Origin of the sequence: Nostoc sp. CHAB 5715 (assembly GCF_020829685.1) — a bacterium.
Classification (GTDB): Bacteria; Cyanobacteriota; Cyanobacteriia; order Cyanobacteriales; family Nostocaceae; genus Nostoc.
In genome coordinates this window covers 1-12,363 of sequence record NZ_JAIVFR010000079.1, presented here as the reverse complement: position 1 = coordinate 12,363, position 12,363 = coordinate 1, and the positions used below count along the sequence as shown (strand labels likewise).

Sequence of the window (12,363 nt, the reverse complement as noted above, 5' to 3'; positions counted from 1 at the left end):
ATCGTTTTTCTAGTTGATTCTTAATCAAATGAATTAAGAGAATTCTTAAAAACGATTTAATCTGCCGCAGAATTGCCTTTTTACTCATCCCTTCTAATTCATCTACAATTGCCAAGGCATCTGCATAACGTCCTTCCAAAATACTCTTTTTGAGGTCTATTAGTTCCTGGGTCATTTTTTTATCGCCTACCTGCTTTCCAATCTTCTCCACCAACTAGCTGAGTTAAATTTTCAGCCACAACTGCGGGTAACTCTTTAGCTGAATAGGAATAAGTTAGCACCAAAAACTTCAAAGCAGTCTGAATAATCTGGTTCCTATCCACCATTTCAGTAAGTTGGAATTCATTATACATTCCATTCAAAACTTCCACACTGGCATCACGCACTGCTATTTCTATTTCATCTTCAATATAAGTATCCCATTCGTTTAAATTTATATAATAGGATTTTTTATTGTCTTTGAGATTGAGTTTCTTAATTTCTATAAGTGAATTACGAATAGAAGCAACCCAAGAATTGGTTAATCGCTGCTCTAGTTGGTTCTTAATCAAATGAATCAGCAGAATCCTTAAATAAGCTTGGATATTCCGCAGAATAGCTTGTTTACTCATGCCCTCTAATTCATCAACAATTACCAAGGCATCTGCGTAACGTCCTTCTTGGATGCAAGTTCTGAGGTCTATTAATTCCTGTGTCATTTGTTATTAACCTCAAAATTTCATCATGCTAATTTGAATATAGCAGTTCTCACTTGGGTGCAATACAGTTGCGACCTCACCCCGTATTTGATGGGTGCAGACACTCCCCTCTCCTTGGCAAAGAGAGTGGTTGGGGGTGAGGTTTAAAAATGTACTTCATGCAAATGAGAAGTGCTATATAGGACTAATATTTGATTTCTGAAAAAGCTCGGTACAACTCGAAAAGCCTAATTCCCTATTCCCTATTCCCTACTCCCCACTCCCTTTCTTCTGTAGATAATTTCAAAAATCAAATACGATTCCTATATAACAATCACCTATACTTTATTAATAGCAGAGTATCTTACTGCCATTAATAAAGCAGTATTGTTCACTTCTGAGCCTGTATCACTTGCAAACTACCACCTGCATATAAAGTTGGCTCACTCACATTAAATCCAGTCTCAGTTAACAATCCAGGCAAATCAGTTTTCAACAATTGCCAAGCTGTTTCCGTCTCAAACAACAACAAAAACACTGATACCCCAGGCCAAAATATCGGATTCGTAGGAGCATGAAAATCCACCAGTGTAAATATCCCTTCTGGCCTCAACACCCGATAAACTTCACTAATAATTTTTCGCAATTGCTCAGGCTGCATCTCGTGTAATGCAACGCTGGTATGCACCACATCAAATAGATTATCTGCAAATGGCATCTTTTCGGCAAAACCTTCAAGATAGACTGCTAATGGTACATTTTGCCGCGCCCGTTGCAAAGACTTGGGTGAAGCGTCCAATCCTGTTACATTTTGTGATAATTTTACCAAAAATTGTGTTGTTTGACCACTGCCGCAACATAAATCTAAGACCTGAGTATCTGAGTGAATTGTTAAGCCTTGCAAAGCAAGTTGCCGAAAACGGGCTTCACCACCTACACTTAAGGCTGCTAAACGAGAGATACCATCATACAGCCACTGATAGCGGTAACTCCAATCTCTTAAAATTGTTGCCATTGCATATTTCCTTGCTATTAAGCTTTATATTTAATAAAGATATATTGTTAACATTAGTAAAAAACCTGAAAAGATTGGGGGAAAGTAACTGCTATGGGTCGTGTAGGCGTCTTATTACTCAATCTCGGTGGCCCCGATAAGCTAGAGGATGTCGGGCCGTTTTTGTACAACCTATTTTCCGATCCGGAAATTATTCGCCTACCATTTCGCTGGTTGCAAAAGCCCTTAGCCTGGTTTATTGCCTCGCGGCGAACCAGAACATCTCAAGAGAATTATAAGCAAATCGGTGGTGGTTCGCCACTGCGGCAGATCACAGAAGCACAAGGGGAAGCTTTAAAAGAACAGTTGAGTTATTTAGGGCAAGAAGCCAATATCTACGTGGGAATGCGTTATTGGAATCCCTATACAGAAGAGGCGATCGCACAGATTACCCAAGATAATATAGAACACCTGGTAATATTACCACTATATCCCCAGTTTTCTATCAGTACGAGTGGTTCTAGCTTCCGGCTTTTAGAAAAACTTTGGCAAGAAGACCCAAAGCTTCAACCCATTGAATACACCGTCATTCCTTCCTGGTACAAAGAACCAGGCTACCTGCAAGCAATGGCGGAACTCGTAGTCCAGGAACTCGAACAGTTTCCTAATCCGGATGAGGTTCATATATTCTTCAGTGCTCACGGCGTTCCTAAAAGCTACGTTGAAGAGGCTGGCGACCCTTACCAGCAAGAAATTGAGGAATGTACTGCTCTGATTATGCAGACCCTCAATCGACCCAATGCCCACACCTTAGCTTACCAAAGTCGCGTCGGCCCAGTAGAATGGCTCCAACCTTATACTGAGGATGCCCTCAAAGAACTAGGCGCAAAAGGCGTGAAAGATTTGGTTGTCGTGCCTATCAGTTTTGTCTCAGAACACATCGAGACACTGCAAGAAATTGATATTGAGTATCGGGAAGTAGCAGAAGAAGCAGGAATTCACAACTTCCGTCGTGTTCCTGCTCCCAATACCCATCCAGTGTTTATTAATGCACTTGCAGACTTGGTGATTGATGCGCTGAAAAACCCCAGTTTCAAGCTTTCGCAAGCTGCCCAAATGAAAAAAAGGGTGAAAATGTACCCCCAAGAGCGTTGGGAATGGGGATTGACTACTAGTGCTGAAGTATGGAATGGGCGGATTGCCATGCTCGGTTTTATTGCGTTAATCATAGAGTTGATTACCGGTCATGGCTTCTTGCACATGATTGGACTTTTGCAATAAAGGGCATTGGGCATTGGGCATTGGGCATTGGGCATTGGGCATTGGAAAACTCTTCCTTTGTCCCTGCATTCGCGTAGTGTCTCCGTTAGGAGAAGTTCTATACCCCGTTGAGGATGACGTAGCCATCTAATGAAACGTGGTCTTTAGACTTCTCTCCTTGTCCCTAGTGCCCCATGCCCCAATACGCTTGGGTTAAGAAGAATAGTAGGTTGGGTTGAGCGTAAGCGTTACCCAACAAAACCTTGATAATGTTGGGTTTCGTTCCTCAACCCAACCTACGCCTACTAGTGTCCCATTCCCCATTCCCAATGCCCCATGCCCTATGCCCTATGCCCCCTGCCCTTGTGATACCAGTCATACCACTGCTTCGCGCTACGAACTGCAAACCAGAGCAGTATTAAAGCAATTAATCCTCCTTGCCAGGGAGCATCAAAGGCAAAAAGTACTAGAGCAACACACAAGGTATCTTGAAGAAAGACTGCCCACAACGGTAAACCACGTAACCGATAGAACCAACCAACTTGAACTAGCTGGAGTACTAAAGCTAACGAACCCCCAATACAGGCAATCAACCAGCTTGGCGTTGCTGTTGCACTAGCTACTGCTAACCCCATAATTGCCCCCACGACGGGAGACATGAATAATTGAACTAGTTGTAGCAATCTTTGCCCCCATAGCTTTTTTGAGGCTAATAATTCAATTAATGACCAACTGGTGAGGCAACCTAATAATATTGGTGGAGAAATGTGAGATAAAATTGGAACTTGCGACCAGAAGTTACTACCCTGCAATAGTCCAATAATCAGCAAAGGGATGCCTATTCTCATTCCTGCTGCCGCAGAGGCTGAAAGTGTAGCTAGGATTTCAATCATTAGGGCACTCTGGGTGCTAGATAAGCAAGTATTTGTTATTTATACTACCCACTGCTGGTAATGATTCCAGCACTGAACTAAAATTTATAGGACTTACGCAACACATTTATTCGTTGAGGTTGGGCAGCTTATATATCTGAGCTACTAGTAAATGTTTTAAAGCCTGTAGGATGACTAATAGCAAACAGCTTCTGGTTAATTTAATCAAGCAGGAGGAATCTCTTCAGATTCTGCCTCAAGCTCCTCTTTTATCGAGTCAACAAGCAAGATGGGACAGCATTGGCATGTTTTATTATCGCCATCCTGCTCATTCCACGACTGAACACTATTTGACTCATCATGTCATAGCGATCGCCTACAATCAATTCCACCTGAAAGTCCGCAAAGATGGTAAATCCAGAAATCAACTGGTAGATAATGGCCTAATTCAGTTAACCCCTGCACACCTTAGCCAGTGCCTAAGCTGGGACAGAGAGGGAGAATTTTTGATACTTACTCTCTGTCCCAAGTTTGTGGAGAAGGTAGCCTATGAGTCAGTGAAGAGAAATGTTGAACTTATCCCGCAATTTTCCATCATTGACCCGATCATTCAGCACACCGCAGAAGCACTTAAAGCAGAGATTGAAGAGGGATGCAAAACAGGTAGGCTTTTTAGTGAATCAGCTGCGACAATGCTAGCAGTGCGTTTGCTCCAAGTTTATGCTACCTGTAAACCCTTAATTAAAACCTATCCTGATGGTTTTGCCAAGAACAAGTTACAGGTAGCAATTGACTACATCAATACACATCTTGACCAAGATATCAAATTAGCAGACATCGCTGAACTGGTAGGAGTCAGTCAGTATTATTTTTGCCATCTCTTCAAACAATCAGTCAGCATAACTCCCCATAAATATTTGACTCAACAACGGATAGAAAGAGCAAAGCTACTGTTGAAGAACCAGGAGTTAAGCATTGCTGAAATTGCCCAAGAGTGTGGCTTTACAGACCAAAGCCATTTGACTAAGCACTTCAAGCGTTTGGTTGGTATCACTCCAAAAGCCATGCGTTCTCAATAGCAAGAATTTACTAAAAAAAATCTTAAAAATCTACAAGATATTCACTTCTATGTTTGCCTACAGTGAGGCTAGTAGAAATGAATATTTGACAAGGTAAATATGACTGACTCAAATCAATACAACATCGGTTTGTTAATCTACCCAGGCTTTACCCAATTGGATGTTACTGGCCCTTATCAGGTATTCTCGTCATTGCCCACAACCCGTGTGCATTTGATTTGGAGAAATCTGGAACCTGTTAAAGATATAGGTGGTTTAATTCTGCATCCAACAAATACTTTTGCTGATTGTCCACAATTGGATGTCATATGTGTTCCAGGTGGTGGGATGAATACTGTGGAAATAATGCGTGATTTTGAAGTGCTAACATTTCTGAAAAAACAAGCAAACAACGCCCAATACATCACCTCAGTTTGTACAGGGTCGCTGATTTTAGCAGCGGCTGGATTACTTCAAGGTTACAAAGCAGGCTGCCATTGGATGTTCCGGGATTGTCTGGCTTCAATGGGAGTTGAAGTAAGTAATGAACGTGTTGTTGTTGACAGAAATCGCATCACCGGCGGCGGTGTTACCGCAGGAATTGACTTTGGACTTGTAGTTGCAGCAAAACTGTGCGGTGAAGAAACAGCAAAATTTATCCAATTGTTGTTAGAGTATAATCCCGCTCCACCATTTAATGCTGGCTCTCCTGAAACAGCAGGTGCAGTTAAAGAACAAGTTAAACAAGCGGGTGCAGAAATTTTTGTAGCAACATTGGCAGAGTCTCGGCAAGCTGCAATCCGGTTAGGGGCGAAAATATAGCAGAATTCAGGATTCAGAATTCAGAATTCAGGAGGTAGGAGGACGAACGCGAGTGCGTCTCCAAGAGTTGGCAGTTCTTGCTGGAGATACCCACGCGCAATTGCGTAGGACTTAGGCTGTGGACGCTTTGCATCCCAGACATGATATAAGTTGTGTACTTTATCAAATTAAAATTCGCTGTATTCCATACAAAAGCTCCATTTACGAGTATCAAAGACTCATCAGCGAGTATCAAAGACTCGTCCGCGAGTATCAAAGACTCGTCCGCGAGTATCAAAGACTCATCAGCGAGTATCAAAGACTCGTCCGCGAGTATCAAAGACTCATCAGCGAGTATTAAAGACTCGTCCGCGAGTATCAAAGACTCGTCCGCGAGTATCAAAGACTCGTTGACGAGTATCAAAGACTCGTCCGCGAGTATTAAAGACTCGTTGACGAGTATCAAAGACTCATCGGCGAGTATCAAAGACTCGTCGGCAAGTCTAATTAATCGCTTTGTAACCCATGTACTGCTCCGCATAAGCCAAAGGCTATGTGGGTAAAGCCTGGTGTAGATGAGCCAGGGCTGGGTGTATTTTGCCTGCATTGAGGCGACTGGCGTGCGGTTTTTTACCACCAATTTCAAGTAAATAGGAGTTATACCAATTCGTAATCCCTATGAACCCATGCCAATTACCAATTAAAGCTAAATACCCAGCCGTTGGTAAACTTCTTCTAAATGCATGAGATGCTGTTGGGGGTCAAAATTCACCTCAATTTCTGCTGGGGACAAATTTTGGGTAACACGAGGGTCTTTGCTAATTAAGTCGTGAAAATTGCCTTCTGGCTTGTTCCAAGCGGCGTGAGCGTTTTCTTGGACGATCGCATAAGCTTCCTCGCGCTTAAGTCCCTTGTCTATCAAGGCAAGCAGGACTTTTTGGCTGAACACAACGCCGCCGTAACAATTGAGATTTCTTTCCATGTTTTCAGGATAAACCAACAGGTTTTTCACCAAGTCGGTTATTTCTATCAACATAAAATGCGTCAAAGTACAAGCATCTGGCAAAATCACCCGTTCTACAGAACTATGGGAAATATCCCTCTCATGCCAAAGAGCAACGTTTTCCAAAGCTGCACCGGCATGACTTCTGACGAGTCGCGCCATTCCCGTCAGCCGTTCTGAACGGATGGGGTTACGCTTGTGTGGCATTGCTGAGGAACCTTTTTGACCTTTGGCGAAGAATTCTTCAACTTCCAGAACGTCTGTTTTTTGCAGATTGCGAATTTCTACAGCAAAACGTTCGATGGATGCCGCTACCAAAGCTAATTGTTGCACGTAGTCGGCGTGGCGATCGCGGGAAATAACTTGAGTTGAGGCCGTATCGGGTTTTAGTCCGAGTTTTTGGCAAGCGATTGCTTCTACATGCGGTTCAACGTTAGCATAAGTTCCTACCGCACCAGAAATCTTACCCACGGCAATAGTTTGGTGGAGAATTTTTAGGCGTTCTTGATGTCGCAACACTTCAGCTAACCAGCCAGCTAGCTTGAAACCAAAAGTGATCGGTTCAGCATGAATACCATGCGATCGACCAGCCATCACTGTATGACGATGTTCCTGTGCTTTTTGGCGAATTACCTGAATCAAATCTTCCAGACGTTGCAATAATATATCCAGGCTGGCAACTAATTGCAGTGCTAAAGCTGTATCCAAAACATCCGAACTAGTTAAACCCAGGTGAATGTAGCGTCCTGCATCACCTACATATTCGTTGACATTTGTCAAGAAAGCGATGACATCGTGGCGGACTACAGCCTCAATTTCCAGCACCCTATCGGTGTCAAAATCTGCCTTGGCTTTAATTTCCTCAACCGCCTGAGATGGAATGTAACCTAGTTCAGCTTGAGCCTCGCAAACAGCAATTTCGACTTGCAGCCAAGTTTTTAGCTTATAGGCTTCACTCCACAGATTAGCCATTTCTGGTAAAGTATAACGCTCAATCACAGTTCGGCACAGAATACAACCGTCATATTTTACAATCTAATTAATGTAGATCGCTTTTTAGTGCTGCTTTTTGCTCAGGGACGGTACTAGTTTTGGAGTCGAAAGTGATGATACTAATCGTGCCGTCAGCTTCCATATATGCAAACTTCACATCTGCTAAAAATTCCACACCTTGCTGGCGTAACTTGCTCATCAACTCATCGTCTGTAATTAACTCTCGTTGCAAATGACGCTCAATCATCCGACCATTTTTTACCAGTAGCAGCGGTGGCTGATTCAGAAAACGTTGGAACTGGGGTATTTTGTAACCTAACCAGTTCAGCAAGTAGCTCCAAAAAATCACAGTTCCTACCAGGATAGCGCCTTCAGTAATCGATGTATAATTACTCGCCATAGCGTTTTGGGCAGCTTCAGCAAATAGCACAACTACGAGTAAATCAGTAATTCCTAGTGTTCCTAGTTGTCGGCTAGGAAGAAAACGTAGCACTGAAAACAGCGCTAAATAAACCAGCGAACCACGGATAATCAACTCAAAGACGCTGATGCTAGGAACAAAGATTGCCTGCCAATTGATAAAAAACCATTTTTCTATTAGCACTGATTTTCTTCCTTTCTCAATAGATTTCTGGAAAAAATCCAGTATCAGGTTATTTATCTGTGGTCTTATGAATAAGACTAACTTTTATTAGAGGTTAAATACTTCAACATCTATCAGATTTATAAACCTAAATTCTTAACAATCAGGAATTAAAATCGCTGATTTTTTCTTCTCTGTTTTAAACGCTTGGGCTTATTGAAAGACTGTAACAAGCGATTAATAAAATTAGAAGAGGGCTTTTTCTTAGTGGACGATTGCCCCGTTGGAGCCTTGCCATTATATTCCGTGTTATCAGATAAAGGTATAGCATGTTTAGATGGGGTTATGCCGCTACCGTACCTTCTGGCATAAACTTGGGTAAACTCCGCACCGAAGAAAAGAATCTGCGCGGCATAGTTAACCCAAGCTAAGATTACCACCAGTGAACCAGCTGCACCATAGGCTGAACCAAAACTGCCATTACCTAAATATTGTCCTAACAAAAATCTCCCGATAGAAAACAAAAAGGAGGTGAGCATAGCTCCAATTAAAACATCACTCCAAGCAATTTTGACATCTGGTAGAACTTTAAAAATGAGTCCGAACAGGAACGTAGTGATGGCAAAAGAGACGATGAAATTGATAATCTGCCAGAGGAAATCTACACCTGGGAGCAAGTTACTAAAGTATGTTACTAATGCTGCTAATGCCGTACTAATTACCAGAGAAACTAAAAGTAAAAAGCCAATACCGATCACCATTGCAAAGGATAAAACGCGTAGGCGAATCATGTTAGTTACACTGCGTCCGGGTTTCGGTTTCACTTCCCAAATCGTGTTGAGGGAATCTTGCAACTCGGTAAATAAACCAGTAGCACCCACTAGGAGAACTACGACACTAATGATAGAAGCGATCGCTCCTGTCTGTGGTTTGTTAGCATTTTTGATGGCTGTTTGGATAAACCCTGCGCCATCTGGGCCGACTAAACCTTGAATTTGTCCAACGATTTGACCTCTTGCCGCTTCTTCTCCAAATACTGCCCCTGCGATCGCAATTACAATAATTAGCAATGGTGCAATAGAAAAAATCGTGTAATAAGCTAACGCCGCCGCTAACCGTGAGGCTTTATCCTCACTCCATTCTTTGAATGTCTCTTGTAATAACTTCCAAATCGCCTGCAAATTCATTCAATCAGTCTCCTTAGGGCATGTCGCTTACTTCCTGATATATTGGATACTGATTTGCTTAGTAACGACATCCTCCCAAGGGAGTTTTTGAAGCGTCCTTGAGGAAGAATTTAGCAGAGTCGGTAATTTCCTTAATGGGAATATCTATAAATAATTTGCTTTTTGGTAGAAAATAGGTAGTGCGATCGCTTTAGCATATAAAATGCAGTGGCAGCGATCGCATAATACCTTGATTGATTCCCCTAATTCGGTTAGCTATTCTATTGCCTCGGACTGAAAATTTATACTTACTCATATAACGCTTCCGATTCAGTAACTGATTCTCCTGCCTGTTCTAAATTACGTAAGGTGTTTAACGATAGAAAACCAAACCCGACTTTAGAGGCAATATCTAGTAGCGTATAACCCATTGTTTCCCCACCTTGACCAAAAGCGTTAAACCATTCTGGACTAAGAATCCACACAATTGGATAGAGTGTCCACAGCACCAGATGCACAGTTACCAGCTTGCGGAATGCTTGCTTGGATCTGGGATGTTTGCGTTCTGCCTCGATCCGGTAGGGCTTCACTAATAAGTAGAAAACCGCCGCGTAAGCACCACAACTCACAATATACCAGATGTAGCTGATCGGCTTGGGTGTAATTGTGGCAAGGAAGCCAGTGGCAAGCATATAGGCGTTTGCTCCTAACAAACTACCTGTAATCAGCAGGCTGGTTTTTCCCAAGAAAGTCAGATCCAACAACAACAGCGGCGTTGAGCAAAACCAAGTGACAAATCGCACCCAATAAGTTGGACGATCATTGATGATGTTAACTCCTTGACCGAATGCCATTGCTAAGTACAGCCCACTAGCAATTAAGCAAATGAAAAAATTAAGTGTATACAGTATTTTCCAGCGTTCATTTTTCCCATTGTGTGCGCCTACGCCGAAAAAAGCACAACCCAGCGCCATACTGATGACACCAATCCACAGCCAAGTTTGAACCATAAAGATTTTCCTGCTTGTTGGTAACTATTAATGATAAATTGCTAAGGAGAACTTTTACTAGTTACCCTTATTTGTTTTTGCTTGCATAGAAACCATTATTTTTATTTCTTATTGTACTAGTCTTAATCATTAATAAATGTATTTTAAGGGAGATTTTAGATTAATAAAAAATTAGTAAAATCTAATTTAAATACAATCAAAAATTAGACTTTAGTAGCTTGCACTTTAGTTCAGCACAAGCAGTCTCCTCTAGAGCAATACTTTATTACTAAATCTGCAATAGTCTGTGCTAGTTTGAGAATGCGATGTCTACGATGGTCAGCCCCTTTGGGGAAGTCAAAAGTCAAAAGTCAAAAGTCAAAAATTTACCAAGCCCATAAATAAATTTATTTGCTCTGAGTCAACTGACGTAGTATTTCTTGCACTACGTGTCACTACATACATATTTTTTTATTTTCCATAAATAAATTTAGGCGATGCACTGAGCGTAGCCGAAGTGGGCTTGTACCTTTTTATTTCTGGTCACTGAGCGGCTGGTGAGCGGAGTCGAACCATGCCGAAGTGCGGGCTATTCGGCGTCGCGCCAATTGGCGATAATTAAAGATCCGCCCATGTTGATAATGTAGCAAAGCAACTGTTACCTAAAAGCAATGACACAAACGGCAGCAATTACAGAAGCGATTACCACTCTTCAGGATGCAGAAAACCGATTCGGTTTTGTCCGTGTTGAAGACGAGAAATTTTTTCCAGAGTGGTATGAGGGATTGTCTGAAATTACAGAAGCGGAAAAAGCCTCTGTGGATGTCGTGCGGCGCAGGTATCTTTATCACCGTGCCGGAGGTGATTTACTAGAAGGGACAGTTATATTGTTGTTGGTGTCACCAATACTTGCACTCTCTGGATTTTACGATCCTCCTTTCAGAATTAAGGCTGAATCATCCGTCGAACTAGTGCTGGATGATGGCGAGGAAATACTGCGCGGGCGGATTGACGTTTTAGTGTTACAAGATCAGTTGTGGGTGATGGTGTTGGAGTCGAAAAAAACCACACTGTCAGTTTGGGCGGCTGTACCGCAAGCCTTAGCTTATATGATGGCTAACCCCAACCCCAGTAAACCTGTGTTTGGGGTGGTGACGAATGGAGATGATATTTTATTTGTCAAAGTGACGCAAACAAATACACCACAGTACGATTTGTCAAGAGTCTTTGCTCCGTTTGCATCCGCGAGAGAACTGTACGACGTTTTGCAAATTCTCAAGCGTATTGGTCAGTTAATCTCTGCTGCGTCTTAGAGGTTGTTTGAAAAGTATCAAGTTGTATAAAGATTCCCCCTAACCCACGCCAGTCGCTCCACTTGGGGAGACCCCTGCGTACCCGTCGCTGGCTCCCCTTAAAAAGAACGTGAATTCGACGGCTTAGACATCTCCAGAAATTAATTATGCGTTACCTGAAACCCTTGTAGAGACGTTGCAATGCAACGTCTCTACATTCATTTTCGGAGATGTCTAATAGATCAAGTCGAGCTTGGGGATGCCTACTTTGATATAACGGCTAAACCAATGAAGTTACCTTTAGGTACATTGGCGATTTGAGTTGCAGTGCCAGTAGATAGGTTAATAGTGTAAAGAACTGAACCAGACAGTGCATAGCCAGTATTTCTGCCTTGTGCATTTGTAAAGATGTCGAACCCGCTTATCGGTGCAAAGTTAACACCAAGCTTGCCCACTGTTCTGAGAGTGCCATCATTGGGTGGGTTTTGCAGTACTAACACGTCAAGATCGTAGTCAATGCCAAAAAGTTGAGTTGATGTGGCTCCAGCAACTGAATTTGTGTAAGCGGCACCGGTAATGTTGGGGTCAACTGTGGCGTTCACATCATCAGTAGCATAAGCTAGGGGTGTATCGACAGTGACTGCACCAGTATCTACATTGGTACGGAAATTTTGG

At 42.4% G+C, this 12,363-nt stretch carries 14 protein-coding genes; 4 read left to right on the top strand and 10 right to left on the bottom strand.

Annotated features, from left to right (window positions below; all coding sequences use genetic code 11):
• Positions 1-179: 179 nt before the first annotated feature.
• Both LC574_RS06705 and LC574_RS06700 read right to left on the bottom strand, forming a co-directional pair.
• On the bottom strand, positions 180-698 hold the full coding sequence (locus LC574_RS06705) for a DUF29 family protein (RefSeq protein ID WP_229452233.1): 519 nt from the start codon (positions 696-698) through the stop codon (positions 180-182).
• Between the two features lie 370 nt (positions 699-1,068).
• Positions 1,069-1,692 carry a class I SAM-dependent methyltransferase gene (locus LC574_RS06700; protein WP_229452232.1) on the bottom strand — a complete coding sequence of 208 codons (624 nt, stop codon included), beginning with the start codon at positions 1,690-1,692 and terminating at the stop codon, positions 1,069-1,071.
• Positions 1,693-1,785: 93 nt separating this feature from the next.
• Between LC574_RS06700 and hemH the strand changes: the two genes are divergently transcribed.
• Positions 1,786-2,952, top strand: coding sequence for a ferrochelatase (hemH, locus tag LC574_RS06695; protein WP_229452230.1), 1,167 nt, complete (start codon positions 1,786-1,788; stop codon positions 2,950-2,952).
• Here the strand turns inward: hemH and LC574_RS37835 are convergent.
• Both LC574_RS37835 and LC574_RS06690 read right to left on the bottom strand, forming a co-directional pair.
• A complete protein-coding gene (locus LC574_RS37835) occupies positions 2,893-3,021 on the bottom strand; it encodes a hypothetical protein (protein ID WP_267871438.1) in 129 nt (42 codons plus the stop codon). The genes hemH and LC574_RS37835 overlap by 60 nt on opposite strands.
• 251 nt (positions 3,022-3,272) lie before the next feature.
• The gene (locus tag LC574_RS06690) at positions 3,273-3,824 is read right to left on the bottom strand and encodes a DUF4126 domain-containing protein (protein ID WP_229452228.1); all 552 of its coding nucleotides are present in this window, start codon (positions 3,822-3,824) and stop codon (positions 3,273-3,275) included.
• Between the two features lie 170 nt (positions 3,825-3,994).
• Between LC574_RS06690 and LC574_RS06685 the strand changes: the two genes are divergently transcribed.
• Both LC574_RS06685 and LC574_RS06680 read left to right on the top strand, forming a co-directional pair.
• Entirely contained in the window at positions 3,995-4,882 is an 888-nt protein-coding gene (locus LC574_RS06685; protein ID WP_229452226.1) for an AraC family transcriptional regulator, read from the top strand.
• A 99-nt stretch (positions 4,883-4,981) separates the two neighbouring features.
• Complete coding sequence (locus LC574_RS06680) at positions 4,982-5,683, top strand: DJ-1/PfpI family protein (RefSeq protein ID WP_229452224.1); 702 nt, start codon at positions 4,982-4,984, stop codon at positions 5,681-5,683.
• 13 nt (positions 5,684-5,696) lie between these two features.
• Here the strand turns inward: LC574_RS06680 and LC574_RS06675 are convergent, their stop codons facing one another.
• The 5 genes from LC574_RS06675 to LC574_RS06655 all read right to left on the bottom strand — a co-directional run bounded on the left by LC574_RS06675 (position 5,697) and on the right by LC574_RS06655 (position 10,417).
• Entirely contained in the window at positions 5,697-6,203 is a 507-nt protein-coding gene (locus LC574_RS06675; RefSeq protein ID WP_229452223.1) for a hypothetical protein, read from the bottom strand.
• Between the two features lie 165 nt (positions 6,204-6,368).
• Positions 6,369-7,664, bottom strand: a complete 1,296-nt coding sequence (gene purB, locus LC574_RS06670; RefSeq protein ID WP_229452221.1) for an adenylosuccinate lyase — start codon at positions 7,662-7,664, stop codon at positions 6,369-6,371.
• A gap of 40 nt (positions 7,665-7,704) precedes the next feature.
• Positions 7,705-8,256, bottom strand: coding sequence for a DUF421 domain-containing protein (locus LC574_RS06665; protein ID WP_229452237.1), 552 nt, complete (start codon positions 8,254-8,256; stop codon positions 7,705-7,707).
• A gap of 155 nt (positions 8,257-8,411) precedes the next feature.
• Complete coding sequence (locus LC574_RS06660; protein ID WP_229452220.1) at positions 8,412-9,428, bottom strand: YihY/virulence factor BrkB family protein; 1,017 nt, start codon at positions 9,426-9,428, stop codon at positions 8,412-8,414.
• 287 nt (positions 9,429-9,715) lie between these two features.
• Complete coding sequence (locus tag LC574_RS06655) at positions 9,716-10,417, bottom strand: bacteriorhodopsin (protein WP_229452218.1); 702 nt, start codon at positions 10,415-10,417, stop codon at positions 9,716-9,718.
• A gap of 650 nt (positions 10,418-11,067) precedes the next feature.
• Between LC574_RS06655 and LC574_RS06650 the strand changes: the two genes are divergently transcribed.
• On the top strand, positions 11,068-11,709 hold the full coding sequence (locus LC574_RS06650; protein ID WP_229452217.1) for a type I restriction endonuclease: 642 nt from the start codon (positions 11,068-11,070) through the stop codon (positions 11,707-11,709).
• A 242-nt stretch (positions 11,710-11,951) separates the two neighbouring features.
• Here LC574_RS06650 and LC574_RS06645 read toward each other — a convergent pair.
• A partial coding sequence (locus LC574_RS06645) for a DUF4394 domain-containing protein (protein ID WP_229452215.1) occupies positions 11,952-12,363 on the bottom strand: 412 nt, incomplete at its 5' end.

Coding starts and splice junctions, on each gene's coding strand:
- LC574_RS06705 (WP_229452233.1), bottom strand. CDS start 698: ATGACACAGGAATTAATAGACCTCAGAACTTGCATCCAAGAAGGACGT.
- LC574_RS06700 (WP_229452232.1), bottom strand. CDS start 1,692: ATGGCAACAATTTTAAGAGATTGGAGTTACCGCTATCAGTGGCTGTAT.
- hemH (WP_229452230.1), top strand. CDS start 1,786: ATGGGTCGTGTAGGCGTCTTATTACTCAATCTCGGTGGCCCCGATAAG.
- LC574_RS37835 (WP_267871438.1), bottom strand. CDS start 3,021: ATGCAGGGACAAAGGAAGAGTTTTCCAATGCCCAATGCCCAATGCCCA.
- LC574_RS06690 (WP_229452228.1), bottom strand. CDS start 3,824: ATGATTGAAATCCTAGCTACACTTTCAGCCTCTGCGGCAGCAGGAATG.
- LC574_RS06685 (WP_229452226.1), top strand. CDS start 3,995: ATGACTAATAGCAAACAGCTTCTGGTTAATTTAATCAAGCAGGAGGAA.
- LC574_RS06680 (WP_229452224.1), top strand. CDS start 4,982: ATGACTGACTCAAATCAATACAACATCGGTTTGTTAATCTACCCAGGC.
- LC574_RS06675 (WP_229452223.1), bottom strand. CDS start 6,203: ATGCGGAGCAGTACATGGGTTACAAAGCGATTAATTAGACTTGCCGAC.
- LC574_RS06660 (WP_229452220.1), bottom strand. CDS start 9,428: ATGAATTTGCAGGCGATTTGGAAGTTATTACAAGAGACATTCAAAGAA.
- LC574_RS06655 (WP_229452218.1), bottom strand. CDS start 10,417: ATGGTTCAAACTTGGCTGTGGATTGGTGTCATCAGTATGGCGCTGGGT.
- LC574_RS06650 (WP_229452217.1), top strand. CDS start 11,068: ATGACACAAACGGCAGCAATTACAGAAGCGATTACCACTCTTCAGGAT.